At 74.1% G+C, this 24,363-nt stretch carries 21 protein-coding genes and 1 tRNA gene; 11 read left to right on the forward strand and 11 right to left on the reverse strand.

Annotated features, from left to right (window positions below):
* Position 1 precedes the first annotated feature (1 nt).
* Positions 2-919: an aldo/keto reductase gene (locus MTP10_RS23045; protein ID WP_310711659.1), complete on the forward strand. Its 918-nt coding sequence runs from the start codon at positions 2-4 to the stop codon at positions 917-919.
* Between the two features lie 10 nt (positions 920-929).
* Here MTP10_RS23045 and MTP10_RS23050 read toward each other — a convergent pair whose 3' ends face one another.
* Positions 930-1,076, reverse strand: coding sequence for a hypothetical protein (locus MTP10_RS23050; protein ID WP_310711660.1), 147 nt, complete (start codon positions 1,074-1,076; stop codon positions 930-932).
* 75 nt (positions 1,077-1,151) lie between these two features.
* Between MTP10_RS23050 and MTP10_RS23055 the strand changes: the two genes are divergently transcribed.
* From MTP10_RS23055 to MTP10_RS23080, 6 genes are all read left to right on the forward strand, one after another.
* Positions 1,152-2,054 carry a LysR family transcriptional regulator gene (locus tag MTP10_RS23055; protein WP_310711661.1) on the forward strand — a complete coding sequence of 301 codons (903 nt, stop codon included), beginning with the start codon at positions 1,152-1,154 and terminating at the stop codon, positions 2,052-2,054.
* Between the two features lie 75 nt (positions 2,055-2,129).
* A complete protein-coding gene (lepB, locus tag MTP10_RS23060; protein WP_310711662.1) occupies positions 2,130-2,594 on the forward strand; it encodes a signal peptidase I in 465 nt (154 codons plus the stop codon).
* Between the two features lie 45 nt (positions 2,595-2,639).
* Complete coding sequence (locus MTP10_RS23065; RefSeq protein ID WP_310711663.1) at positions 2,640-5,606, forward strand: BTAD domain-containing putative transcriptional regulator; 2,967 nt, start codon at positions 2,640-2,642, stop codon at positions 5,604-5,606.
* Positions 5,607-5,684: 78 nt separating this feature from the next.
* Complete coding sequence (locus tag MTP10_RS23070; protein ID WP_310711664.1) at positions 5,685-5,879, forward strand: hypothetical protein; 195 nt, start codon at positions 5,685-5,687, stop codon at positions 5,877-5,879.
* 115 nt (positions 5,880-5,994) lie between these two features.
* Entirely contained in the window at positions 5,995-6,501 is a 507-nt protein-coding gene (locus MTP10_RS23075; RefSeq protein WP_310711665.1) for a hypothetical protein, read from the forward strand.
* A gap of 91 nt (positions 6,502-6,592) precedes the next feature.
* Positions 6,593-9,829, forward strand: a complete 3,237-nt coding sequence (locus MTP10_RS23080) for a BTAD domain-containing putative transcriptional regulator (RefSeq protein ID WP_310711666.1) — start codon at positions 6,593-6,595, stop codon at positions 9,827-9,829.
* Here MTP10_RS23080 and MTP10_RS23085 read toward each other — a convergent pair.
* Entirely contained in the window at positions 9,814-10,515 is a 702-nt protein-coding gene (locus tag MTP10_RS23085) for a hemerythrin domain-containing protein (protein WP_310711667.1), read from the reverse strand. The genes MTP10_RS23080 and MTP10_RS23085 overlap by 16 nt on opposite strands.
* Positions 10,516-10,631: 116 nt before the next feature.
* Between MTP10_RS23085 and MTP10_RS23090 the strand changes: the two genes are divergently transcribed.
* The 3 genes from MTP10_RS23090 (at position 10,632) to MTP10_RS23100 (ending at position 14,355) form a co-directional block, all read left to right on the forward strand.
* Complete coding sequence (locus MTP10_RS23090; protein WP_310711668.1) at positions 10,632-11,579, forward strand: hypothetical protein; 948 nt, start codon at positions 10,632-10,634, stop codon at positions 11,577-11,579.
* A gap of 209 nt (positions 11,580-11,788) precedes the next feature.
* Positions 11,789-13,387, forward strand: coding sequence for an alkaline phosphatase D family protein (locus MTP10_RS23095; protein ID WP_310711669.1), 1,599 nt, complete (start codon positions 11,789-11,791; stop codon positions 13,385-13,387).
* A gap of 14 nt (positions 13,388-13,401) precedes the next feature.
* Positions 13,402-14,355, forward strand: coding sequence for a discoidin domain-containing protein (locus MTP10_RS23100; protein WP_310711670.1), 954 nt, complete (start codon positions 13,402-13,404; stop codon positions 14,353-14,355).
* Positions 14,356-14,449: 94 nt separating this feature from the next.
* Here the strand turns inward: MTP10_RS23100 and MTP10_RS23105 are convergent.
* From MTP10_RS23105 to MTP10_RS23120, 4 genes are all read right to left on the reverse strand, one after another.
* Positions 14,450-14,522: transfer RNA gene (locus tag MTP10_RS23105), tRNA-Ala, on the reverse strand.
* Positions 14,523-14,612: 90 nt separating this feature from the next.
* Positions 14,613-16,082, reverse strand: a complete 1,470-nt coding sequence (locus MTP10_RS23110) for a von Willebrand factor type A domain-containing protein (RefSeq protein WP_310711671.1) — start codon at positions 16,080-16,082, stop codon at positions 14,613-14,615.
* Positions 16,083-16,237: 155 nt separating this feature from the next.
* Entirely contained in the window at positions 16,238-16,780 is a 543-nt protein-coding gene (locus MTP10_RS23115) for a TIGR03086 family metal-binding protein (RefSeq protein WP_310711672.1), read from the reverse strand.
* A gap of 33 nt (positions 16,781-16,813) precedes the next feature.
* On the reverse strand, positions 16,814-17,833 hold the full coding sequence (locus tag MTP10_RS23120; protein WP_310711674.1) for a 3-oxoacyl-[acyl-carrier-protein] synthase III C-terminal domain-containing protein: 1,020 nt from the start codon (positions 17,831-17,833) through the stop codon (positions 16,814-16,816).
* A gap of 42 nt (positions 17,834-17,875) precedes the next feature.
* On the opposite strand from MTP10_RS23120, the gene MTP10_RS23125 reads away from it, so the two are divergent.
* On the forward strand, positions 17,876-18,895 hold the full coding sequence (locus MTP10_RS23125; RefSeq protein WP_310711675.1) for a helix-turn-helix domain-containing protein: 1,020 nt from the start codon (positions 17,876-17,878) through the stop codon (positions 18,893-18,895).
* A 21-nt stretch (positions 18,896-18,916) separates the two neighbouring features.
* Here MTP10_RS23125 and MTP10_RS23130 read toward each other — a convergent pair whose 3' ends face one another.
* The 5 genes from MTP10_RS23130 to araB are packed head-to-tail and all read right to left on the reverse strand — an operon-like array spanning position 18,917 to position 24,354.
* Complete coding sequence (locus MTP10_RS23130; RefSeq protein WP_310711676.1) at positions 18,917-19,309, reverse strand: DUF3224 domain-containing protein; 393 nt, start codon at positions 19,307-19,309, stop codon at positions 18,917-18,919.
* A 56-nt stretch (positions 19,310-19,365) separates the two neighbouring features.
* Positions 19,366-20,595, reverse strand: a complete 1,230-nt coding sequence (locus tag MTP10_RS23135) for an FAD-binding protein (protein WP_310711677.1) — start codon at positions 20,593-20,595, stop codon at positions 19,366-19,368.
* Positions 20,595-22,052 (reverse strand): L-arabinose isomerase, encoded by a 1,458-nt coding sequence (araA, locus tag MTP10_RS23140; RefSeq protein WP_310711678.1) that lies wholly within the window; start codon positions 22,050-22,052, stop codon positions 20,595-20,597. Before araA ends, MTP10_RS23135 begins: the two co-directional genes overlap by 1 nt.
* Positions 22,049-22,696 carry an L-ribulose-5-phosphate 4-epimerase gene (locus tag MTP10_RS23145; RefSeq protein WP_397200707.1) on the reverse strand — a complete coding sequence of 216 codons (648 nt, stop codon included), beginning with the start codon at positions 22,694-22,696 and terminating at the stop codon, positions 22,049-22,051. The genes araA and MTP10_RS23145 overlap by 4 nt, the downstream gene beginning before the upstream one ends.
* Positions 22,697-22,704: 8 nt before the next feature.
* On the reverse strand, positions 22,705-24,354 hold the full coding sequence (gene araB / locus MTP10_RS23150) for a ribulokinase (protein WP_310711680.1): 1,650 nt from the start codon (positions 24,352-24,354) through the stop codon (positions 22,705-22,707).
* Between the last annotated feature and the right edge of the window lie 9 nt (positions 24,355-24,363).

A 24,363-nucleotide genomic window follows, 5' to 3' on the forward strand; every position in this document is an offset into this window, starting at 1 on the left:
CATGAGCACGAGCCCTCCACCCGCCGCAGCGACGCGGAGCCGCCGCCTCGGCCACACGGACGTCGGCGCGATCGGCCTCGGCGCCATGCCCCTGTCCATCGAGGGCCGCCCCGGCGAGGCGCGGGCCGTGGCGACCGTCCACGCCGCCCTCGACGCGGGCGTCACGCTCATCGACACGGCCGACTCCTACCACTGGCACGCGGGCGAGACCGGCCACAACGAGGAGCTGATCGCCCGCGCCCTCGCCTCGTACGGCGGCGACCGCGACCGCGTGCTCGTCGCCACGAAAGGCGGGCGCGGCCGGCCCGGGGACGGCTCCTGGACCGTGACCGGCACGCCGGAGCAGCTGAGACGGGCCTGCGAGGGGTCGCTGCGGCGGCTCGGCGTGCCAACCCTCGACCTCTACCAGCTCCACAAGCCGGACCCGGACGTCCCGTGGGCCGACTCCGTCGGCGCGCTGCGCGACCTCCTCGACGAGGGCAAGATCCGCATGGCGGGGCTGTCGAACGTGGACACCGCCCAGATCCTGGAGGCTCGCGACATCCTCGGTGACGGCCTGGTCTCCGTCCAGAACCGCTACTCCCCCGCGGTCCGCGACGGCGAGCCCGAGCTGGAGCTGTGCGAACGTCTCGGGCTCGCGTTCCTGCCGTGGAGCCCGCTCGGCGGCCTGTCGCGCAGCTCCCTGGACGGCCCCTCCCGGGAGCAGCGGCCCGCGCCGCGGTTCGCCGCGTTCCACGAGATCGCGGCCGAGCGCGGAGTCAGCCCGCAGCGCGTCGCCCTCGCGTGGCTCCTGGCCCGCTCCCCGGTGGTCATCCCCATCCCGGGCGCGAGCCGCCCGGAGACGATCCGCGACTCGGCCGCCGCCGCGGCCCTCACCCTGACCCCCGCCGAGCTCTCCCGACTCACCATCGCCCGATGATCCCGGGTGGTCACTGTGTCAGGAAGGCCTGGTGGTCGGTCAGGGCGAGCATGCGGACGAAGGAGATGAGCCTCAGCAGGCCGCGGGCCGGCGGGCGCAGCCACGGGCGGCTGTTCGGTGCGTGTGCGAGCGCCCACAGGCGCGGAACTCGGTTCACGCCACCAGCCTGACCCCGCCCCCTCCCATCGGTCCAACACACTCTTTCGCTACCAGCCATCGCTATCGTAGATGGGTGGAGATCCGCCAGGTCCGTCATTTCGTCGCCGTCACCACGCACGGCAGCTTCACCGCCGCCGCGCGGGCCGAGGTGATCGTCCAGTCCGCGCTCAGCGCCTCCATCCGCAAGCTGGAGCGCGAGCTGGGCGCAGAGCTGTTCGAACGGACCGGGCGCCGCCCCGTGCTCACCCCGGCGGGCGCGGCCTTCCTGCCGGCCGCGCGGGCGCTGCTGGCCGAGGAGGCGTCGGCGCGCGAGGCGGTCTCGGCGGTGACGGGCCTGACCTCCGGGCGGGTGGCCATCGGCACCATCCAGACGCTCACCAGCGTCGACCTGCCCGCCGAGTTGGCTGCCTTCCACCGCGTCCGGCCCGGCATCCAGATCTCCGTCATCGACGCCACCACCGCGGGCCTGCTGGACGCCCTCCTGGCCCGCGAGATCGACCTGGCCTACCTCGCCCTGGACGACTCCGCCCTGCCCGGCGGGCTGACCGGATTCGCCTCCTGGCAGGAGGAGCTGGTGCTCATGACCTCGCCCGAGCACCGGCTGGCGGGCGCCGGACGCACGCTGCTCTCGGACCTGGTCGCCGAGCCGTTCGTGGACTTCCGCGCCGGCACCGGGCTGGAGACCAGCGTGCACCGCCTGGCCGCCGGATGCGGCCTGCACCGCCGCATCACCTGCGAGGTCACCCAGATACGGCTGCTGGCCGACCTGGTACGGGCCGGCATCGGCGTGGCCATCGTCCCGCGGCAAGTGGCCGAGTGGGCCGGCCTGCCGAGCGTGCGCATCCGCCAGCCCGACCCGCTGAGGACCGTGGTGCTGGCGGGCCGCTCCCCCGCCCCCGCCAACCCGGCCGCGGGCGCGCTCCTGGCCCACCTGACCTCGGGCTCCGGCCCCGCCCGGACGAGGTCCCCCCGCTAGCGGTTGACAGCGTCGCGCACCAACGGAGATCGTTCCTGACAAAGATCGATTCTGGCTCGACCGGGGAAGAGCGCGATGAAGCTGATCAACGGCGGATTGCTCGCCGGTGTTGCCGTGGCGGTCGTGGGAGCCCTCCTGGCCCGCCGGCGTTACGTGGTGGTCACCGTCGAGGGGCCCAGCATGGCCCCGACGCTCGACGACGGCGACCGCGTCCTGGTACGGCGGCGGACGATCGACCAGGTGTCCCGAGGCGACGTCGTCGTGCTGGAGCCGCCCCCGGATCCCGCCGGACGGATCCTGCCCGGCCCGCCGGGGGCGGACGGACGGCGCTGGAACATCAAGCGCGCCGTGGCCTTGCCCGGCGACCCCGTGCCACCCGGCGTACCCGGCGGCGACGCCGAGGAGCGGGTGCCCGCGGGCGCGCTCGTGGTCCTCGGCGACAACGGCCCCCAGAGCGTCGACTCCCGGCAGCGCGGCTTCTTCCACGCCGGCAGCCTGCTCGGGGTCGCGCTGCGCCGGCTGGGCGGGAGCTCTCTCTAGAGCGGAGCGGAGGGCACGCCTGTGGAGTTCCGACTTCTTGGCCCGATGCGGATCCAGGCCGGCGGCTCGGCCGTCAGGATCACGGCGCCCAAGCAACGCACCGTGCTCGCCATGCTGCTGGCGCGGGCCGGTCACGTCGTCCCGATCCGGTCGCTGGTGACGGAGGTCTGGGACGACCGTCCGCCCCGCTCGGCCGTGGCGAACCTGCGCACGTACCTCGCGCAACTGCGCAAGCTGCTGCCGCCCTCCGCCGACCCGGCGGCCGAGCGGCTAGTCACCTCCGAGGCCGGCTACCTGCTGCGGGTGGGGCCGGGGGAGTTCGACCTGTTCCAGTTCGAGGAGCTGTCCGGGCACGGCGGCCGGGCGCTGGCCCGGCGCGACCTGGGGGCCGCGCTGGACGCCTACAGCCGGGCCCTGTCCCTGTGGGAGGGGATGGCGGCCGAGGACGTGCCGCTCGGGCCGACCCTGCGGGAGGTCGTCGCCCGCCTCACCGACCGCTACCTGGGGGTGGTGGAGGAGCACACCGAGATCCAGCTCGCCCTCGGCAGGTACCCGGCGGCGGTCGGACGGCTGCGCGAGGTCGTCGCCCAGTACCCGCTGCGCGAGCGGCTCCACGGGCAGCTCATGGTGGCGTTGTACCGCAGCGGCGACATGGTGGGGGCGCTGGAGGCGTTCGCGGTGGCCCGCCGGGTGCTCGCCGAGGAGCTGGGCATCGACCCGGGCCCGGACCTGCTGCGCCTGCACCAGGCGGTGCTGCGCCGCGACGCGAGCCTCCTGGCGCCTCCCCCGCCCGCGGCTCCGGAACCCTCCCCGGCCGCCCCCGGCCCGCTCCTCCCCGGCCCGCTCCCGCCGGCGGCGGGCGCCGGATGCGTCCAGGCGCGGTGCGCGGGCGGTTTCGGGCCGCGCCAGCTTCCCCTCGCGCCCAAGGTGTTCGTCGGCCGTACGGCGGAGCTGGCCCGCCTGCGAACCGTGCTGACCGCCGCCCCCGAGTCCGGCGCCGGCCCGGCGGTGCTGGCGCTGCACGGCCCCGGCGGGGTCGGCAAGGCGGCGCTCGCGCTGCGCGCCGCCCACGCCGTCGCCCACCACTACCCCGACGGCCAGCTCTACGTCGACCTCCAGGGCTCTTCCCCCGGGCTGCCGGCGCTGAGCCCGGCCGAGGCGCTGGGCCGGTTCCTGCGCGCCCTCGGGGTGGCTCCGGAGGGGGTCCCGGCCGCCCCGGCCGAGGCGGCGGCGCTCTACCAGTCGTCGCTGGCGGGCAGGCGGGGCCTGGTCGTGCCCGACAACGCCGTGGGGGGGGGCCCGGGGGCGCCGCTGCTGCCGGCGGGAGGCGGCTGCGCGGTCCTGGTCACCAGCCGGGCGGCGCTGACGACCGTGGACGCCGTACCCGTGGCCGTCGGGCTGCTCGGCGAGGCCGACTGCGTGCGGATGCTGGCCGCGCTGGCCGGGGAGGCGCGCCTGGCGGCCGAGCCGGAGGCGGCGGCCGAGATCGCCCGCTGGTGCGGCGGGCACCCGCTGGCGTTGCGCATCGCCGGCGCCCGCCTGGCGGCGCGGCCCGACTGGTCGTTCGCGCGCTTCGGCGAGCGGCTGCGCGACCAGCGGGGCAGGCTGGACGAGCTCCAGGCGGCCGGGCTGAGCCTGCGCTCCTGCTTCGAGGTGGGGTACGGCACGCTGACGGGCGCCGCCCAGGCCGTGTTCCGCCTGTTCGGCGTGCTGGAGGTGCCGGAGATGGGCGTGGAGCCGGTCGCCGCGATGGCCGGCACGGGTCACAAGGCGGCCGAGGCGGCACTGGACGAGCTGGCCGAGGCGCGGCTGCTGGAGCCGGTGGGCGACGGGCGCTTCCGCGTCCACGATCTGCTGCGGCTGTTCGCCGCCGAGCTCGCCGCCGCCCACGACCCGCCGAGGGAGCGGGCGCGGGCGTTGCGCCGCGCCCTCGACGCGTACCTCGACCTCTGCCGGCAGACGCACGACCTGCTGCAACCGCACCTGCGCGGCGGCGGGGGGCGCCGCAGGGGCGGGGGACGCGAACCCGGGCCGCTGCTTTCCGGCCCGGTCGCGGCCGCGCGCTGGCTGGACACGGAGCTGCGCTGCCTGGTGGCGGCGGCCGCGCAGGCCGCGCGCGGTGAGCCGGACGTCGCGCGCTTCGTCACGGAGCTGATGCCGCTGGTCAAGTCCGTGGCGATGAAGGGCGGCCACTGGCGGGAGCTGGAGACCCTCTCCCGCCTGGCGATCAGCGTGGCGCGACGCGAGGGCGACCGCGCCACGGAGGCGGCCACGCTCGTCACGCTGGGGCTGCTGGAGTGGCGGGGCGGCCAGCCGGAGGCGGCGCGCGACCTGATGAGCCGCGCCCTGGGCCTCTGGCACGAGGTGGGCGACCGCGAGTCCGAGGGCCTGGCCCTGCACAACCTGGGCTGGCTGAGCATGAGGACCGGCGACCTCGGCGCGGCCCTCGACCACATCACCGCGAGCCTGCGGCTGCTGGAGGCCCACGGGTCCAGCCGCCTCGGGCTGGTCGGCCACAACCTGGGCGAGGTGCTGCTCCGGCTGGGCAGGCACGCCGAGGCGGCCGACCGGTTCGAGCACTGCCTCGCCGTCCGGCGCGCCGACGGCGACCTGTACGGCGAGAGCATCACGCTGGCGGCGCTCGGCCGCGCGTACGGGCTGCTGGACCAGCGGGACAGGGCGCTGGCGACGCTGGCCGAGGCGCTGGCCCGCTGCCGGGACACGGGCAACCGGGAGGACGAGTGGGAGGCGCTGCTGGCCAGGTCCGAGATCCTGCTGCGCCAGGGCGACCCGGCCGCGGCCGAGGCGGACCTGGTCCGCGTCCTGGAGCTGACCGCGCGGATCGGCGACGCGTACGGCCAGGCGGCCGGGGCGCGGCAGCTCGCCCGGGCCCGCTCGGCGATGGCCGACCCGCGCGCCGATGCGGACGCGCGCCGGGCCGGGGAGCTGTTCGCGGACCGCGCGCTGCGCCGCGACCCGGCCCTGGAGCGGCTGCTCACGGGCCGGTTGTAGCGCAACTGTATGAGTCGCTGTATGCCCCCCAAATAGCTTTTTGGCCTGACCGCATCGCAACGGAAGGAGCGTGGATCCATGTCCAACGTCCTGGGCAGGCTCGGCGACCGCATGCTCGAGAAGCTGGTCCCGAAGACGTCCGCGAAGGCCGCCTACGAGTACTACGTTCACTGCTACTGCACGGAGCGCTCCGACTACCGGAAGCTCTGCACGATCATCAACGGCAGGACCGCCTGCGGATCCTGCTACGTGTTCAGGACCTGCGGAGCCTGATCCTTACCGCGCCGGTCCGGCGGCGGCTCCCGCCGCCGGACCGGCGCCAGGCTCGCCGCCGCCGCGCGTGCCGGCACCTGATGGAGCTGTCCACCGTCTGATGTGAGGTCACCCCATGGCTTTCCTGATCGCCGCAGTCGTGCTCGTCGGCGTGCTCTGCCTGCTGAATCTGCTGCTCATGATGGGCGTGCTCCGGCGGCTGCGCGAGCACACCGCCGAGCTGCAGCGCCTGGCCGGCGGGACGATGACCCCCCTGGCGTACGACCCGACGGTGCTGGTCGGGCGGGCGCTGCCCGAGGGCGCGGCCGGTGCGCGGCTGGTGGGCTTCTTCGACGTCGGGTGCGACACGTGTCACGAGCGGGCGCCGGAGTTCGCCGAGACGGCCCGCGGCGAGAACGGCGGCGCCCTGGCCGTCGTCACCGGCGATCCCGCCGAGGCGGGCGACCTGCTGCATCTCATGAGCGGTGTGGCCGGCGTCGTGACCGGCGACGACGCCCTCCGGATCGCGGAGTCGGTCGGCGTCAAGGCGTTCCCGACCTTCCTGCGCACCGGCTCCGACGGCACGGTCGTGGCCGCGGACACGGAGCTGACCGGCCTCGCCCCGCTGGCGCACCGCGGGTGACCATGGTGGGCGAGGAGCGGCGCCCACCTGAGAACAATCCCGACTTCTCTCGTGTCGTAAGATCAGGGCACTTCACGAGAGTGGTAGGGCTGTGGACATCCGCGTGCTGGGCCCGCTGGAGATCGTCGGCGACGACGGGCGGTCGCTTCGGATCGGCTCGCTGAAGCTGCGGGCGATGGCGAGCGTGCTGGTGCTGGCGGAGGGCCGGCCGGTGGCCCCGGCCACACTGATCGACCGGTTGTGGGGCGAGGAGCCGCCGGCCGAGGCGCAGGCGTCGCTGCACTCGTACGTGTCCAACCTGCGCCGCCTGCTGGAGCCGGGACGCCGCGCCAGGGCGCGGAGCCTGCTGACGTTCGGGCCGGTCGGCTACACGCTGGCCATCGATCAGGAGCACGTGGACACCACGCGTTTCCTGCGCCTGGTCGGGCAGGCCGAGCAGGCGGCCGAGCCCGCCGAGGCGGAGCGGCTGGCGGCCGCGGCGCTGGCGCTGTGGCGTGGCGAGCCGTACCAGAACCTGGACGACCAGGCGTACGTGGGCGCTGTCCGGGCGCGGCTCACCGAGGCCCGGGAGCGGGCCCGCGAGCTGCGGGTGAGCGCCGTCATCCAGCAGGACCGCCACGGCGAGCTGCTGGGCGAGCTGGAGGCGCTGACGTACGAGCACCCGCTGCGCGAACGGCTGTGGGCGCTGCGGGCGCTGGCGCTCTACCGGAGCGGCCGCCAGGGCGAGGCCCTGGAAACGCTGCGCACGGCGCGCCGGATCCTGGCCGAGGAGCTCGGCATCGACCCGGGCGAGGAGCTGCGCGAGCTGGAACGCGACATCCTCGGACAGTCCCCCGCGCTGCTCCCCCACCGGCCGCCGCCCAAGCCGCGGGTGGCCGGGCAGGGGATCACGGGCCGGAAGGAGGAGCTGGCCGCGCTGGACGGGCTGCTGGAAGCGGCGGCGGCGGGCCGGCCGGGGTTCTCGCTGGTCACCGGGGAGCCGGGGATCGGCAAGACGCGACTGGCCGAGGAGCTGGTGAGCCGGGCCCGCGCCCGGGGGTTCACGGTCGCGGTGGGACGGTGCGCGGCGACGGAGGGCGCGCCGGCGTTCTGGCCGTGGGTGACGGTGCTGGAGCGGCTGGCCGAAACGCTGCCGCCGCTGCCCGCCGACGTGCGCGTCAACCTGCCCGGAGTCGGCTCCGCGACCGGGACCGACCCCGAGGGCGCGCGGTTTCGCACCTACGAGGCGGCCGCGCGGGCGCTGACCGCGGGCCGGCGGCCGGTGCTGGTGGTGCTGGACGACCTGCACTGGGCGGACCGGTCCTCGCTGCGGCTGCTGGGTTACCTGGCCGAGTACGTGCTGGACGGCAGGCTGGCCCTGGTGGGGACGGCACGCGACTGGCCGCCGCCGGAGGGCGCGCTGGCCGAGGCGTTCGAGGCGCTGTCGCGCCGGCAGGCGGTCCGGCTGCCGCTGTCCGGCCTTTCGGCGGCCGACCTGGCCGAGCTGACCCCGGCGGGCACGGACGTGTCGGCGCTCAGGGACCGCACGAACGGCAACCCGTTCTTCGTCACGGAGCTGATGCGTTACCTGGAAGCCGGATCGCCGGGCCACGGCACGCTGCCGCTGGGCGCGCGGGACGTCGTGCTCGGCCGGGTCAACCGGTTGCCCGAGGCGTCGGCCGCGTTGTTGCGGGTGGCGGCGGTGGCCGGGCGCGAGTTCGACGTGGCGATCGTGGCCGAGGCCGCCGGGCTCGACCTGGACGCGGCGCTGGACCGGCTGGAGCCGGCCATCGCCGCCCACCTGGTCGCGGAGGGGCGGCCCGGCCGGTTCCTGTTCGTGCACGCGCTGGTCCAGGAGGCGCTCACCGAGGTGGTGCCGGTGCTGCGCCGGGCCCGGCTGCACGCCGCCGTGGCCGCTGCGATCGAGTCGCGAACCGGCGGCTCGGCCTCCGACCGGCTGTCCGCCGCCGCGCACCACTGGCTCCAGGCGATCCCCGCGGGCCACACCGCCCGTGCCTGGCGGGCGGCGTGGCGGGCGGCCGAGGAGGCCAAGCGGCTTCGCGCGTACGACGCGGCCGTCGAGCTGCTGGAACGGGCCGAGCGGGTGGCCGAGGACGACCCGGAGCTGGGCGAGGCCGAACGCATGGACCTGCTGTCCGCCCTGGCCGAGGCCAGGTTCGGGGCGGGCGACTCGCTGGGGCAGGAGGCGGAGCTGACGCGGATCCGCCGCCTGGCCAAGCAGGCGGGCGACCGGCGGCGCTGGATCGAGGCCGCGACCGGGTACGGCGGGCGCATCCTGCAACCCTGGAAGGTCTACGGCGACCACGACGCCGACCTGATGGCGGACCTGACGGAGCTGGCCGCCGACGAGGGGCTGGAGCCGTCCGCCCGGGCCCGGGTGCTGGCCTGCCTGGCGCTCCAGTCGTACTACCAGCCGGGGCGGGACCCCGCGCAGCGGGACCGGTGGAGCGCTGAGGCGGTGCGGCTGGCCCGCCAGGAGAACGACGCGACGCTGCTGGGCCGGGTGCTGTTCGCCCGCTACTACGCGCTGCTCGACCCGGACTCGGTGCTCCCGCGGCTGGCGGCGGGCGAGGAGATGGCCCGCGCCGGGCTGGAGGCGGGCGACGACGAGCTGCGCACCATCGGGCTCACCTGCCAGGGCGGCACGCTGCTGGAGCTGTGCCGGGTGCGGGAGGCCCTGGACGTGCTGGCCGAGGCCGAGCGGCTGATCGGCCGCACGCACATGCCGTACCTGCGCATCATGCTGAACTGGCTGCGGCTCGGCGTCCTCGTCAACCGCGGCGACCTGGAGGCGGCCGAGTCGCTGCTCGCGGCCACCGCCGCCGAGCAGCGGACCACCTCGATGTGGGGGGTGGAGACCACCACGGCCGGCGCCACGTACCAGGTCGCGCTCATGCGCCTGCGCCGCGGGGCGGCGGACGCGGTGCAGCCTCCGCAGGACATCTCCCACGATGAGCTCGACCGGTTCAACCTGGACGGGTACGCCCACTACCTGGTGGTCAGCGGCCGGCTGGAGGAGGCCCGGCGGGTGCTCGGGCCGTGGGAGCGGCAACCGCCGATCCCCCGCACGTTCGTCTACCTGTTCTGGCTGGTCGTCCGCTGCGAGGTCTGGGCGGCGCTGGGCGACCGCAGGGCCTGCGCCGACCTCTACGCGGCGGCCTCGCCGTACGCCGACCGGATGGGGATCGCCGGGCTGAGCATGCTGATGTGGCCGGTCAGCCGGTCACTGGCGCAACTGGCCGAGGCCATGGGCGACACCGAGGCGGCGCGGCGGCACGCCGAGCACGCCGAGGGCGTGGAGCGGGAGCTGGCTCAGCCCCACAGGTAGGCGGCGCGCCTGCGGTAGCGACCGCCGGCCAGGGTGCTGAGCAGCAGCAACGGCTTGGGGGACGTCCTGCGCAGGTGGGCCTCGACCTCGGCCGGCAGCTCGGAGGTGATCCAGCCGAGCAGCGTGACCAGCCCGCGGAGGCCGTACTGCTTGCTGATCGTCTTGTGCGTCTCCGCGTCCTCCTCCGGCGTGATGTGGGCCATCATCAGCGGGATCCCGTCGATCTCCTCGTGCGCCAGGTGCGCGCCCAGGGTGTCGGCCAGCGCGCGCAGGGCGACCATGAGCCGCTCGCGCCCCGGCTCGGACGGGCCGGCGTCGAACGCCTGGAAGGCCTCGGTGCTCTCGCGGATCCAGTGGTCGCAGGCCGTGTGCTCGGCCTCCAGCGCGTCGATCGTGCCGATCGCCTGCGGCGCCCGCTCCCGCAGCAGCGGCCAGATCGTCTCGTCCTCGGCGGTGTGATGGTGGTGCAGCACGAACAGCACCCACGCGTGGTGCTCGCGCAGGGCGGTGACGCGCCGGCGGTCGTCGAGGCGGACCCGGCCGACCGCGGTGATCAGGTGCCCGAGGTCGCGGCGGAAGCCGAAGTGCGCCAGGTACATGTTGCTCATGTCGAGCGGCCCGGGCGCGGCGGCGGCCTGGCCGGGAAGCGTGATCTGCGGCACGTTCGGGTGGGCGGCGGTTCGCATGGTCGTCTTCCTTGTCGTCCTGGAGGGATGCCGCCATCGTGGCCCCCGGCTCTTGGGCGGCTCTGGAGGCCCGGCCCCAAGAGCGGCTCAAGGGCCCGTCATTAGCGTGTGCGGTCATGACGCTCACGCCCCCCTCCCCGACGCTCCGGAGCTCCATGGTGTGCGCCTACACCTCGCTCACCCGCGACGAGCGGCCCATCACCTGGCCGGTCACCCCGTACACCGGTCCCCGCGGCACGATCGACGTCAGCACCGGCCTGACCTATCCCGACAAGGCCGAGCGGGCGCGCCGCGATCCGCGCGTCGCCCTGCTGTTCGAGGGTGACCCGGTGGTGCTGGTGCAGGGCCGCGCCACGGTCCGCGACGCCGACCTGCAGGCCAACACCGACCGGTACGTCCGCGACTCCCAGGCCAAGGTCCCGGACGCCTTCTCGGGGCTGCCGCGGTTCCTGGTCAGGCGCCTGACCTGGTACTTCGCCCGGATCTACGTCGAGGTGACACCCGAACGGATCACCTGGTGGCCCGGCGGCGACCTGACCCGCGACCCGCTGACCTGGACCTGCCCGCCCGGCACCACGGCCCCCGCCTCCGACCCGGCCCCGTCGGGCCCCCGCCTGCCCGGCCGCTCCGCTCCGCCCGCCGACTGGCGCCCGTACGCCCGCCGGGCCCGCGACCTGGGCCGGCCGACCGTGTCGGCGGTGGCCGACGGCCTGCCCGTGACCGTGCCCGCGCGTGCCTTCTCCGCCACCGCGACCGGGTACGAGCTGCGCCTCCCCGCCGGTGTGACCGTCGGGCCGGGACCGGTGTGCCTGACCTTCCACCGGCACGATCCCGGCATGCGGTGGCAGGAGAACGTCGTGCTGCTCGGCACCGCCACCGCCCCTGGCGACGACCGGCTGACCGTCGCGATCGACCGCGCGCTGCCCGACTGGAGCCTGCCCGAGGACCGCCGCCTGCGGACCCGTTCCTTTCTCGGCCACGGCAGGCAGCTCAGGCGCCGGCTGAAGGCCGAGGCCGCCCGCCGCGCCCAGCCGGTGCCTAAGGTCCGCCTCCAGGCGCGCTGACGCCGCGGGGTCAGGCCGCCGGTTCGCAGCGGACCCGGCGGCCGCGCGCCGGGCCACCCTCACCTTTCACTGTTAGTTCATCCGAGAAGTTAACGCAAGATCTAGTTAAAACCACATGACTCTTGCTAAGAATTGGGAGCTGCAGCAGATCGACTCCCGTTCCGCCCCCCGTGGGAGACCCCTCTCCCGCCCTCCCCCCTGGGAGACGCATGGACGACGATCGGCGGCTCGCCGGCCACCTTCTCGACCGTTCCCGCCGAGGCTTCCTCGGCATGACCGGCGCCGCGTTCGCGCTGGCGTTCACCACCCGCCTGGCCGACCCGTGGACGGCGGAGTCCACCGTCTCCCGTTCGGCCGACTACCCCTTCCAGCTCGGCGTCGCCTCGGGAGATCCGCTGCCCGACGGCGTCGTGCTCTGGACCCGCCTCGCCTCCCGTCCGCTCGAACCGCTCGGCGGCATGCCGTACACCCGCATTCGCGTCTCGTGGGAGGTGGCCGAGGACGACCAGTTCAAGCGCCGCGTACGGCACGGCGACGCCTGGGCGACACCGGAGTACGGCCACTCCGTGCACGTGGACGTGCGCGGGCTCAAACCGGGACGCGACTACTTCTACCGGTTCAGGACCGGCGGCGAGATCAGCCCGGTCGGCCGCACCAGGACCGCGCCCGTCACCGCCGACCGGCTCAAGATCGCGTTCGCGTCGTGCGCGTCGTGGCCCGACGGCTTCTACACCGCCTACCGGCACCTCGCCGCGGAGAACCCCGACGTGGTCTTCCACCTCGGCGACTACATCTACGAGTACGGCATCGTGCCCACGGGCGGCCGCCGGAACACGCCCGTGCCGGACCCCTTCCGCGTCCAGTGCGACACCCTCGACCGCTACCGCATCCAGTACGGCCTCTACAAGAGCGACCCGGACCTGCAGGCGGCCCACCACGCGGCCCCCTGGATCGTCACCTGGGACGACCACGAGGTGCTCGACAACTACGCCGGCGACGTCGGCCCCGGCGGCAACGTCACCGAGCAGGACTTCCTGGTGATCAGGGCCAACGCCTACCGGGCCTTCTGGGAGAACCTGCCCCTGCGGTTACCGCAGCTGCCCGACGGGCCCGACAGCCGGCTCTACCGGCGGTTCGACTTCGGCAGGCTGGCCCGGTTCAACGTGCTCGACACCCGCCAGTACCGATCCGACCAGGTGTGCGGCGACGGGCAGCAGATCGACTGCGCAGAACGCCTCGACCCCTCCCGCACCATGCTCGGTGACGAGCAGGAGAAGTGGCTGCTCGACGGCCTCGGCCGCTCGCCCGCCAAGTGGAACGTCCTCGCCCAGCAGATCGCCATGTGCCAGCTCGACTTCGACCCCGGACCGGCGCAGAAGCTCAGCATGGACCTGTGGGACGGCTACAAGGCCGCCAAGGACCGCGTGCTCAACGGCATCGTGGAGCGCGGCGTGTCCAACCCGGTCGTGCTCACCGGCGACATCCACTACAACCTCGCCGGCGAGCTCAAGGCCGACTTCAACGACCCCGCCTCCCCCACCATCGGCGTCGAGCTGGTCTGCACCTCCGTCACCAGCGGCGGCAACGGCAGCGCCTCGACCGGCGTCCCCGCCGGCGGGTCCGACCCGGTCAACCCGCACATCAGGTTCTCCGGCTACCAGCGCGGCTACGTGAGCTGCGAGGTGACCCCTGACGCCTGGCGCACCGACTACCGGGTGGTCCCCTACATCGACCGGCCCGGCGCGCCGGTGGAGACCAAGGCCAGTTTCGTCACCGTCGACGGCCGGCCCGGCCTGAACGTGGCGTGAGGAAGGAGATGACCGTGAACAGACACCGACTGGCCGCCGGGATCCTCGCGCTCGGGCTCCTGTCCGGCCCCGTGGTGGCGGCCGTGGCCGACGCGGGCGAACCCCCGGAGCCGGCCGTGCGGACCCCCGAGCCGGCGCTGGCCCCGCAGTCCCAGCCCGAGCCGCAGGTCCGCCTGCGGCCCTCCCGCGAGCGCGGGCGCACGGGCCGGATCACGCCCGTCGCCGGCGCGGAGCGCCTCCAGGTGCCCGCGGGCGTCGACCCGGCCTGCGCGCCGTGGATCGAGGCCGGCCTGCGCAACGGCGGCGGCAAAGCCGTCTACGCCGACCTGTTCGCCGAGATCAAGCCGCCGCTGACCGCCTCCCGGCCGATGATCTCCAGCTACCTGCCCGCGGGCTACGAGCTCGGCGTCAAGCTGCTCATCGGCATCCCGCCGGAGGCGCCGCTCGGCGAGTACCCGCTGACCCTGCGGACCGGCTCGGAAAGCCTGACGGTGCCGATCACCGTCGTGGACCTCGCCGGCCTGGACAACGGCGGCAACGTGGCGCTGCGCCGTACCGTGACCGCGTCGTCGGCCCACACCGGCGGCAACTACCCCGCGTGCAGCGTCGTGGACGGCGACCGCAGCTCCGACGGCTGGGCGGGCGGCAACGGCTGGAACGACGCCACCTCCCGGACGTGGCCGGACACCCTGGACATCGCGCTCGGCCAGGAGCGGACCCTGTCGCGGGTGGACCTGTACACCATCGACACCGCGCGCTACCCCGCCTCGACGTACGGCCTGCGCGACTGGGACGTCCAGGTCCGGACCGGCGGGCAGTGGCAGACGGTGGCGGAGGTGCGGGGCAACACCTCGGGCGTGGTCCGCTCCGACTTCGCCCCGGTCTCGGCGGACGCGGTCCGCATCCTCACCCGGGCCTCCAACGGCGCCAACGATTTCAGCCGGGTCATCGAGGTGGAGGCCTACTGACGGGCCTGCGGGAAAGGGCTGCCGCATCGGCCGTGAGACGACGAGATCCCGCCCGATCGAGGTGATCGGACGGGATCTCGTGAACAGTGCGGGGTGGAGCTATGGGGATTCGAACCCCAGACCTCCTCCATGCCATGGAGGCGCGCTACCAACTGCGCTATAGCCCCGTGGTGCGTGCACCAGTGTATCGGACTCCCCGGGCCGCCGCGCACGGCCGGCGGCCCGCGGATCCACCCGTCCAGGGGGACGGGCGGCGGTCAGCCGAGCGTCCGGGCCTGGTCGATGAGGCGGGCCAGCTCGCCCACCATCGGGTCCTCCGCCGCCTCGGCCAGCCGCCTGGCGTGCTCCCCCAGCACCGGCAGGTCGAGCCCGAACGCCTCCCGGTCGCGCAGGTACAGGGCGAAGGCGGCGGCCGTCACGTCCACCTGGAGCCGGACCGGCGCCTTCTCCCAGATCGAGGGGGCCAGCGCGGCCACGTCCACCGCCCGGCCCGCCTCCGCGGGGGCACGCGTGTCGGGGTCCTGCCAGCGGACGGTCGCCTGGGCGAGCTGCCCCGTGGCGCCCGGCTTCAGCCGCACGCTGTAGAGGGCGGTCACGGCGTGGCCGGGGCCGATCTCGCCGCCGTCACGGTCGTCGTCACGGAACTCTTCGGCGGACATGGCCCGGTTGTCGTAGCCGAGCAGCCGCTGGCTCTCCACGACCGACGGGTTGAAGACGACCTGCGCCTTGGCGTCGCGGGCGCGCAGCTCGATGGTGGCGGGCAGGCGGGCGGCGAAGACCTTCTCGGCCTCCTCCCGGCTGCTGACGTACACGGCGGCGCCGTCGCCGTTGTCGGCGAGCTGCTCCATGAGCTCGTCGCCGTACTGCCTGCCGACGCCGACGGTGAGCAGCGTGACCTGCCGGCCCGCGTACTCCTTGACCCGGTCCAGGATGGCCTGCCAGGCGGTGGCGCCCTGGTTGGCCAGCCCGTCGGACAGCAGGACGACCCGGTTGGTGGCGGCGGCGCGGAACGCCCCGGCCGCCTGCCGGTAGCCGGTCACCAGCCCCGCCTCCAGGTTCGTGCCGCCCTGGACGGCCAGCCGGTCCACGGCGGCGTGCAGCTCCGGCCGGGCGGTGAGCGAAGTCATCGGGACGACGGTCTCGGCGGTGTCGCTGAAGGCCACGACCGACACCCGGTCGCCGGCCGCGAGCTGGTCGATGAGCGTGTGCAGAGCCTGCTTGACCAGGTCGAGGCGGCCGGGCTCGCCCATCGACCCGGAGACGTCGACCACGAAGGTGAGGTCGGCGGGGCGGCGCGAGGCGGCGTCGGACCCGCGCGTGCGCAGGCCCACCCGGACGACCGCGGTGTCGGAGCCGGGCATGCGGGCCCCGTCGACGTGGACGGTGAACCCGTCGCCGGCCGGCTCGGCGTAGTCCTGGCCGAAGGCGTTGACGAACTCCTCGGGCCGGATCTGGGCCGGCTCGGGCCGGCGCCCCTCGCCCAGGGTGCGGCGGGCGTAGGCGTACGAGGCGGTGTCGACGTCCAGGGCGAACGTCGAGATCTGAGCCTCCACCGCGTCGCGCCGGGCCTCGCCCTTCCGGTCGGCCGCCCTGCCGGCGTCGGCGCCGGTGTCGGGGCCGGTGCGGCGCTCGGGGGCGCGCTGGGCTGAGTCGCCGGCCGTGCCCCCCGGCCCGCCCCCGCAGGCCGCGAGCGCGAGCAATGCGACAAGTCCGACGCCCGCTGCCAAAGGTCGAAATTTCACTGCGAACCACCTCCACACGGATCGACGGTTCCCCGTCGCCGCGTGGCCGGGCGAGTGATCCAAGCGAGCGCGAACCGCGACCGGGGCGTGACCGCCGGGATCACCCGGCTCACTCCCGCCCCGGGCGAGGTGTCAGGCCCTCACGGCTTCCACGACGGGTCGCGGCCGAGCTCGCCCAGGGCGCGCTCCAGATCGGAGGCGTCCGCGGGCACCTCCACCGGCTCGCCGAACGCGCCCATCCTGCGCCCCGTCGGCGCCATGTCCGCGACGAACGCGAGCAGCCGCTCCGCCTCCTCCTCGTCCACCTCGTACGGCCTGCCGGTCGCCACGGCCAGGTCCCAGCCGTGGACGACGAGGTCGCACAGGGACATCGCGGCGAGCGTGGTCATCGGCAGCCCCATGCCGGCGCTGACTCCTTCCCACGCCTCCGGCCGGCGCCAGACGGCCAGCATCCGCTCGGCCCGCGCCCGGAAGTCTCCGGTGTACTCACCCTGCGGGATCATGGGCCCGCCCGAGGCGAGCGACTCGAACAGCGACGCCCCCCACTCCAGGTGCGCGATCAGTCCCCGGACGTCGAACTCGGCACACGGCGTCGGCAGCGTGAGCTGCTCCTCGCCGAGGCTCTCCACCAGGTCGGCCGTACGACCTGCGGCGCGTTCCATCAACGGCAGCGTCTCGTTCATGACCCCAAGCATGCCAGCGCCGCGGTGGCGCGATCACCAGTGCAGCAGGAGCAGCTCCGCCGAGAAGCCGGGCCCCACGGCCATCAGCAGCCCGGACTGCCCCGGCCGGCCGTGCGTCCGCTGGAGGACGTCCAGCACCGACACCGACGACAGGTTGCCGTGCTCCCGCAGCGACTCCCGGGTCACCGCGAACGCGGACGGCGGGACCCCCAGCACCTCCACCATCGTCTCGATCACCTTGGGGCCGCCGGGGTGGCAGATCCAGGCGCCGACCTGGTCGGGGGTCAGGCCGTTGTCGGCGAGGAACGCCTTGACGTCGCCGCCCAGCACCTGCTGGACGAAGCCGGCGAGCCCGTCGTCCAGGACGACGCGGAAGCCGTGCCTGCCGATCTCCCAGCCCATGAGGTGCCCGGTGCCCGGATACAGCTTGCTGCGGGTGGTCACCACCTCGGGTCCCGCCCCGTGCCCGGTGGCCACGACCGCCGCGGCGCCGTCGCCGAACAGGGCGCCGGCCAGCAGGTTGGCGACGGAGGTGTCGTCGCGCTGGAGGGTCAGGGAGCACAGCTCCACGCAGACGAGCAGCGCCACGTGGCCGGGCCAGCCACGCAGGTAGTCGTTGAGCCGGGCCAGGCCGGCCGCCCCGGCCGCGCAGCCGAGCCCGAACACCGGCACCCGTTTGACGTCGTCGCGCAACCCGGCGCGCTGGGCCAGCAGGGCGTCGAGCGACGGGGTGGCCAGGCCCGTGCTGGAGCAGAACACCAGGTGGTCCACCTTGTCCGGGGAGAGCCCGGCCTTGGTGAGGGCGCCGAGGACGGCCCGCTCGGCGAGGTCGAGCGCGATCTCGGTGTGCGTCTCGTTGGCGCGGGTGAAGGAGTCGAGCTTGCCGTAGTCCTCCAGCGCGAGGGCGAGATTGCGGCCCTGGACGCCGGTGGCGGTCTGGAAGTGTTCCAGGAGGTCCCGGTCGGCCTCGGTCAACCGGGAGAACGCCTCGGTGATCTCCGCCTGGTCGTAGCGGTGATCAGGAAGAACGGTGTGGACCCCCGATATGTGCATGCACTGTTTCTCCCGCTCTGGAGGGCGGGCTAACATGCGCCCATGCCGATCCCGGTCTCGCTCACCCCTTCTTTGCCGACCGTGGCGGTGCTGGCGTTCGACGGGATGGGGCCGTTCGAGCTGGGCTGCGCCGTGGAGATCTTCGGGCTGTCCCGGCCGGAGCTCGGGGTGCCCTGGTACGACCTGAGGGTCTGCGCCGAGACGACGCAGCCGCTGCGCGCGGTCGGCGGGTTCACCGTCCAGGCGGCGCACGGGCTGGACGTGCTGGCCACGGCCGACACGGTGATCGTGCCGGGCGTGCCCGACGTGCGGGGGCCGGTCTCGCCGCCACTGGTCGAGGCGCTGCGCAGGGCGCACGGGCGCGGGGCGCGGCTGGTGTCGATCTGCTCGGGCGCGTTCGCGCTGGCGGCGGCGGGCCTGCTGGACGGGCGCGAGGCGGCCACCCACTGGCAGTACGCCGACCTGCTCCAGCGGCGCTTCCCCGAGGTGCGGGTCAACGCCTCGGTCCTGTACGTGGACGGGGGCGACGTGCTGACCAGCGCGGGCAGCGCCGCGGGCCTCGACCTCCTGCTGCACCTGGTGCGCGCCGACCACGGCCCGGGGATCGCCAACGCGGTGGCGCGCCGTCTCGTCGTCGCGCCGCACCGGGAGGGCGGCCAGGCGCAGTTCATCGAGGCCCCGATACGTCCGCTGGAGGACGACGGCGCGGTGGCGCGGGCGATGGAGTGGGCGCTGGCCGACCTGGCCCGGCCGATCAGCGTGGCCGACCTGGCGCGGGTGGCGCACATGTCGGAGCGCTCGTTCCTGCGGCACTTCCGACGGCGCACCGGGACGACCCCGCTCAAGTGGGTGATCTCCCAGCGGGTGGCGGCCAGCCTGCCCCTGCTGGAGGGCACGGCCGCGCCGGTGGAGGAGATCGGGGCGGCGGTGGGGTTCGACAGCCCCGTGACGTTCCGCCAGCACTTCTCCCGGACGATGCGCACGTCCCCGTCGGCCTACCGTCGTGCCTTCACCACCCGAACCGGCCAGGACGTCATGTCGTCAGGCGCCGCGGCGAGGTGACCCCGACACTGCGGGCGCGGGTCAGAGCCGGTAGTCGAAGGTGTAGGAGTGGGATCCGTCGGGCGCGACGTGGATGTCCATCTCGCCCCGGATGCCGCGCAACTCCCCCGTGCCGGAGTCGGGGACGACGGCGACGCGCAGCGACGGCTCTCCCCGTTCGCTGACCGCGGTGTGCTGGACGACGAAGCCGCCCTTGCGTCCGCCGAGCGTGCCCTCGATCCGCTCGACCGCCACGTAGGCGCGCGAGTCCTCGACCTCGGTCCCCGTGGCCAGCATGGTGACGGTCGAGGTGCCGTCGAGGTCGCCGTGGAAGGTCTTGGTGAGCGTGATCTGGGCGAGCGAGACGCCGTCCTGCTCGGAGAAGGGCGGCTGGGGATTCCAGCCGGCGGTCTCGAAGGTGCCGTGTGCCGTCATGGCACCAGGATGCCGGTCGTACCTGTCAGCTCCTGTCAGGTACGACCGGCGACAGTTCACTCCCCCAGCACCCGCCGGAGGAAGCCGTTGGCGAACTTGCCCTCCGGGTCGTACGCCCGCACGAGGGCGCCGAAGCGCTCCGACGGCTCCGGCCACCGGGTGAACAGCTTGCCCCAGTGCGGCCGGGGGTCGAACGGCGCCAGCGTCTCCTCCACCAGCCGCAGCGCCGGGAGCACGGCGTCCCAGTCCTTGATCCAGGTGAAGTGGACGGCGACGCTGTCACGCCCGTGGAACGGGCTCAGCCACAGGTCGTCGGCCGCGACCGTGCGCACCTCCGAGATCCGCAGCGCGGGCCGGATCCGGTCGCCGGCGGCGTACAGGGCGGCCAGCGCCTCGGCCGCCCGCTCCCGCGGCATCGCGAACTCCGACTGCAGCTCGTCCCCGGCGTTGCTCGGCGGCGCGTCGGCCCGGAAGTGCGGCAGCCGCTCGTGCCACGGCCCCGGCACGCCGAGCTGCCCGGTGCAGCTGTCCGGCGGCATGCCCGGCACCGGGTGACGCGGGCCGTCCGCCGCCCGGGTGCCGAGCCAGTCGCCGTCGGGCAGCTCGGTGAGCCGCTTGAGCCACACCCGGGTGGAGCTCCAGTCGGTGAACTGGCTGACGCTGTAACCGCCGGCCATGACCTCGTCGAACGGGGCGTCGCGGGGCAGGTCCTCACGGACGTACTGGCGCAGCTCGAAGGCCGGCACCAGGTCGAGCGTGAGCGTCGTGACGACGCCGAGCGCCCCGAGCGCGACCACCGCGCCCGGGAAGTCGTCGTCGCCGCGTTCCAGCGAGACCAGCTCGCCGTCGGCCGTGACCAGCTCCAGCCCGGACACCGCGGCCGAGAGGCTGCGGTTGCCGTCACCCGAGCCGTGCGTGCCGGTCGCCACCGACCCGGCCACCGAGATGTGCGGCAGGGACGCCAGGGCGGCCACCGCCAGCCCGCGCGCGTGCAGCCCGGCCGCGAGCCGCGCGTAGGTCATGCCCGCCCCGACCCGCGCCCGCGCCGCGCCGTCCGCCCCGGTGTGGATCTCCAGCGTGTACGGCATGCGGTCCAGCGAGACGAGCTCGCCCGGCGTGTCGGCGACGTCGTTGAACGAGTGGCCGCTGCCCAGCGCCCGCACCCGGGGGCTCCCGGCGACGAGGCGCCGGAGCTCGTCCAGCGTGGCGGGCCGCCGCCCCTCCCGCGCGCGGAAGGCGACGTTGCCCGCCCAGTTGGTCGGCCCGGCGGTCGTCCCCGCCGTCATCAGAAGCCCTGCGCCAGCCGGTAGTACGCCTGGTTCCAGCGCAGCTCCTTGGCGAACTGCCGGGTCGTGGTGTCGGCGTCGATGACCAGCAGCTCAACGCCCAGCATGTCGGAGAAGTCCGTCAGCTCCTCGGCGCCGACGGCCGTGGACAGCACCGTGTGGTGCGGCGCGCCGGCGGTCAGCCAGGACTCGGTGCTGGTGCGGAAGTCCGGCCGGGGCCGCCAGACGGCGCGGGCCACCGGCAGCGCGGGCAGCGGCTCGGACGGGGCGACGATGTCGATCTCGTTGGCCACGAGCCGGAACCGGTCGCCCATGTCGGCCAGGCCCACGACGACACCCGGGCCGGGGGCCGCGTCGAACACCAGCCGGACCGGGTCCTCGCGGCCGCCGATGCCGAGCGGGTGGATCTCGCACGACGGGGTGTCCGCGGCGATCGAGGGGCAGACCTCCAGCATGTGCGCGCCGAGGATCAGCTCCTCGCCCGGCGTCAGGTGGTAGGTGTAGTCCTCCATGAACGACGTGCCGCCGCCGGGCGCCATGGCCTTGAGCGTGCGCAGCAGCACCGAGGTCTTCCAGTCGCCCTCGCCGCCGAAGCCGTAGCCCTCGGCCATGAGCCGCTGCACGGCCAGGCCGGGAAGCTGCCGCAGGCCGCCGAGGTCCTCGAAGTTCGTGGTGAACGCCTTGAACCCGCCGTCCTCCAAGAAGGTGCGCAGGCCCAGCTCGATGCGGGCGGCGTAGCGCAGCGACTCCCTGCGCTCGCCGAGCAGCACGGGCGCCACGTGGTAGAGCTCCTCGTACTCCTTGACCAGCGCGTTCACGTCGGCGTCGGAGGCCGCGTCCACGGCCTCGACCAGGTCGTTGACGCCGTAGGTGTTGACGGAGACGCCGAAGCGGAGCTGCGCCTCGACCTTGTCGCCCTCGGTGACGGCCACGTCGCGCATGTTGTCGCCGAAGCGGGCCAGCTTGAGGGTGCGTACCTCGGCCAGGCCGGCGGCCGCCCGCGCCCACGCCTCGATGCGCTCGCCGACGCGCGGGTCGCTGACGTGCCCGGCGACGGTCTTGCGGGCGACGCCGAGCCGCGTCTGGATGTGGCCGAACTCGCGGTCGCCGTGGGCGGCCTGGTTGAGGTTCATGAAGTCCATGTCGATGGAGCTCCACGGCAGCTCCACGTTGGCCTGCGTGTGCAGGTGGAGCAGCGGCTTGCGCAGCGCGTCCAGGCCGGCGATCCACATCTTGGCCGGCGAGAACGTGTGCATCCAGGCGATGACGCCGGCGCAGGAGTCGTCGGCGCTCGCCTCCAGCATCACGCGGCGGATGGCCGCGGCGTCCGTGAGCACGGGCTTCCACTCCACGGGCACCGGCAGGGCCTCGGCGATGCGCCGGGACTGCTCGGCGACCTGCTGAAGCGTGTCCTCTCCGTACAGTCCTTGGCTGCCGGTCAGAAACCAGATGGTCAACGCGGGCTCCTCTGTCCATAGACGTTCTGGTAGCGGTCGTACAGGCGGTCGATGTCGTCCTGTGCGATGGTCAGCGGCTCGCCGAGCTGGCGGGCGACGTGCACCGTGCGGGCGACGTCCTCGCACATGACGGCGGCCTTCACCGCGGCCTTGGGGTCCTTGCCGATGGTGAAGACGCCGTGGCTGCGCATGAGCACGGCGGGCGAGCGGTGGCCCTTGAGGGTCTCGACGATGCCCTGGCCGATGGAGTCGTCGCCGATCAGGGCGAACGGCCCGACCGGGATCTCGCCGCCGAACTCGTCGGCCATCGCGGTGAGCACGCAGGGGATGGCCTCGCCGCGGGCGGCCCACGCGGTGGCGTAGGTGGAGTGGGTGTGGACCACACCGCCGACCTCGGGCATGTTGCGGTAGACGTAGGCGTGCGCGGCGGTGTCGCTGGAGGGCGAGTGGTCGCCCTCGACGAGGTTGCCGTCGAGGTCGCACAGCACCATGTTCTCCGGGCCCAGCTCGTCGTAGCTCACGCCGGACGGCTTGATGACGAACAGCTCCTCGCCGGGGATCCGGCCGGAGACGTTGCCGGCGGTCCACGCGACGAGGTTGTTGCGTACGAGCTCGGCGTGCAGGTCGCTGACCGTCCTCCTCATGCGCTGGATCATGCGCCGGCCTCGTTCCTGATCTTCCGCAGGGTGTGCAGCATGCGTCCGTCCCCGAAGTAGTCGTGCAGTGTGCGGTATTCGGCGTAGAGCTTGTCGTAGGCGTCGGCCCGGCCCTCGTCGGGCACGTAGACGTTCTCGCGGCGCGTGCCCATGGCGGCCGCGGCCTGCTCGATGTCGGCGTACGCGCCGGCGGCGACGGCCGCGTGGATGGCCGAGCCGAGCGCCGGTCCCTGCTCCGAGCCGATCACCGAGATCGGGCGGCGCAGCACGTCGGCGTAGACCTGCATGAGGAAGTGGTTCTTCAGCAGCCCGCCCGCCGCCACGAACTCCTCGACCGGCACGCCGGACGCCTCGAACGTCTCGACGATGACGCGGGCGCCGAACGCGGTGGCCTCGATGAGCGCCCGGTACACGTCCTCGGGCCGGGTGCTGAGCGTCTGGCCGACGATCACGCCGGACAGGTTGTGGTCCACCAGCACCGAGCGGTTGCCGTTGTGCCAGTCGAGCGCGACCAGGCCGTGCCGGCCGACCTCCTGGGCGGCGGCCAGCTCGGTCAGGTACGCGTGGACCGTCTGGCCGCGCTCCTCGGCGGCGCGCGTGTAGGAGGCGGGCACGGAGTTGTCGATGTACCAGGCGAAGATGTCGCCGACGCCCGACTGTCCGGCCTCGTAGCCCCACAGGCCGGGCACGATGCCGTCGCGGACCACGCCGCACATGCCCGGCACCTCGGCGAGCTGGTCGGAGGGCATGACATGGCAGGTGGAGGTGCCCATGATGGCGACCATCTGGCCGGGCCGGACGGCGTCGGCCGCGGCGGAGGTGACGTGCGCGTCGACGTTGCCGACCGAGACGGCGATGCCCTCGGGCAGCTTGGTCCAGGCGGCCGCCTCGGCGGTCAGCCGGCCGGCGAGCCCGCCGAGATGGGAGATCTCGTGGGCCAGCTTGGCGGTGAAGCCGGCGAAGCCGGGGTTGAGCGCGGCCAGGAACTCCTCGGCGGGGTAGGCGCCGTCCTGGTAGATGCCCTTGTAGCCGGCGGTGCAGGCGTTGCGGCTCTCGACGCCGGTGAGCTGCCAGACGATCCAGTCCGCGGCCTCGATCCAGCGCTCGGCCCGCTCGTACACCTCGGGGTCCTCCTCCAGCACCTGGAGGCCCTTGGCGAACTGCCACTCGGAGGAGATCTTGCCGCCGTACCGGGGCAGCCACGCCTCGCCGCGCTCGGCGGCCAGCGCGTTGATGCGGTCGGCGTGGGCCTGCGCGGCGTGGTGCTTCCACAGCTTGGGCCAGGCGTGCGGCCGCTCGGGCGTCTCGAAGCAGAGTGGTGTGCCGGCGGCCGTCGCCGGCAGCACGGTGCAGGCGGTGAAGTCCGTGCCGATGCCGATGACCTGGGCCGGGTCGACCCCGGCGGCGGCCACGGCCTCGGGCACCGCGGTCCTCAGCACCTCCAGCCAGTCGTGCGGCGACTGCAGGGCCCAGTCGGGCCCGAGCCGCACGTCACTGCCGGGCAACCGCTCCTCGATGACGCGATGGGCGTACTCGTGGACGGCCGTGCCCAGCTCGGCGCCGTCCCCGACGCGCACCACCACGGCGCGTCCCGACAACGTGCCGAAATCGACGCCGATCACATAGCGGTCATTGTTAACGCTCACACACACTCC

The organism is Nonomuraea sp. 3-1Str, from assembly GCF_031570565.1.
In the GTDB taxonomy this organism is placed as follows: Bacteria; Actinomycetota; Actinomycetes; order Streptosporangiales; family Streptosporangiaceae; genus Nonomuraea.

Excerpts from the sequence above, each read along its gene's own strand:
- MTP10_RS23045 (WP_310711659.1), top strand. The coding sequence starts at position 2 with ATGAGCACGAGCCCTCCACCCGCCGCAGCGACGCGGAGCCGCCGCCTC.
- MTP10_RS23095 (WP_310711669.1), top strand. The coding sequence starts at position 11,789 with ATGGACGACGATCGGCGGCTCGCCGGCCACCTTCTCGACCGTTCCCGC.
- MTP10_RS23115 (WP_310711672.1), bottom strand. The coding sequence starts at position 16,780 with ATGAACGAGACGCTGCCGTTGATGGAACGCGCCGCAGGTCGTACGGCC.
- MTP10_RS23090 (WP_310711668.1), top strand. The coding sequence starts at position 10,632 with ATGACGCTCACGCCCCCCTCCCCGACGCTCCGGAGCTCCATGGTGTGC.
- MTP10_RS23135 (WP_310711677.1), bottom strand. The coding sequence starts at position 20,595 with ATGACGGCGGGGACGACCGCCGGGCCGACCAACTGGGCGGGCAACGTC.
- MTP10_RS23070 (WP_310711664.1), top strand. The coding sequence starts at position 5,685 with ATGTCCAACGTCCTGGGCAGGCTCGGCGACCGCATGCTCGAGAAGCTG.
- MTP10_RS23085 (WP_310711667.1), bottom strand. The coding sequence starts at position 10,515 with ATGCGAACCGCCGCCCACCCGAACGTGCCGCAGATCACGCTTCCCGGC.
- MTP10_RS23065 (WP_310711663.1), top strand. The coding sequence starts at position 2,640 with ATGCGGATCCAGGCCGGCGGCTCGGCCGTCAGGATCACGGCGCCCAAG.
- lepB (WP_310711662.1), top strand. The coding sequence starts at position 2,130 with ATGAAGCTGATCAACGGCGGATTGCTCGCCGGTGTTGCCGTGGCGGTC.
- MTP10_RS23130 (WP_310711676.1), bottom strand. The coding sequence starts at position 19,309 with ATGACGGCACACGGCACCTTCGAGACCGCCGGCTGGAATCCCCAGCCG.
- MTP10_RS23125 (WP_310711675.1), top strand. The coding sequence starts at position 17,876 with ATGCCGATCCCGGTCTCGCTCACCCCTTCTTTGCCGACCGTGGCGGTG.
- MTP10_RS23145 (WP_397200707.1), bottom strand. The coding sequence starts at position 22,696 with ATGAGGAGGACGGTCAGCGACCTGCACGCCGAGCTCGTACGCAACAAC.
- MTP10_RS23075 (WP_310711665.1), top strand. The coding sequence starts at position 5,995 with ATGGCTTTCCTGATCGCCGCAGTCGTGCTCGTCGGCGTGCTCTGCCTG.
- MTP10_RS23120 (WP_310711674.1), bottom strand. The coding sequence starts at position 17,833 with ATGCACATATCGGGGGTCCACACCGTTCTTCCTGATCACCGCTACGAC.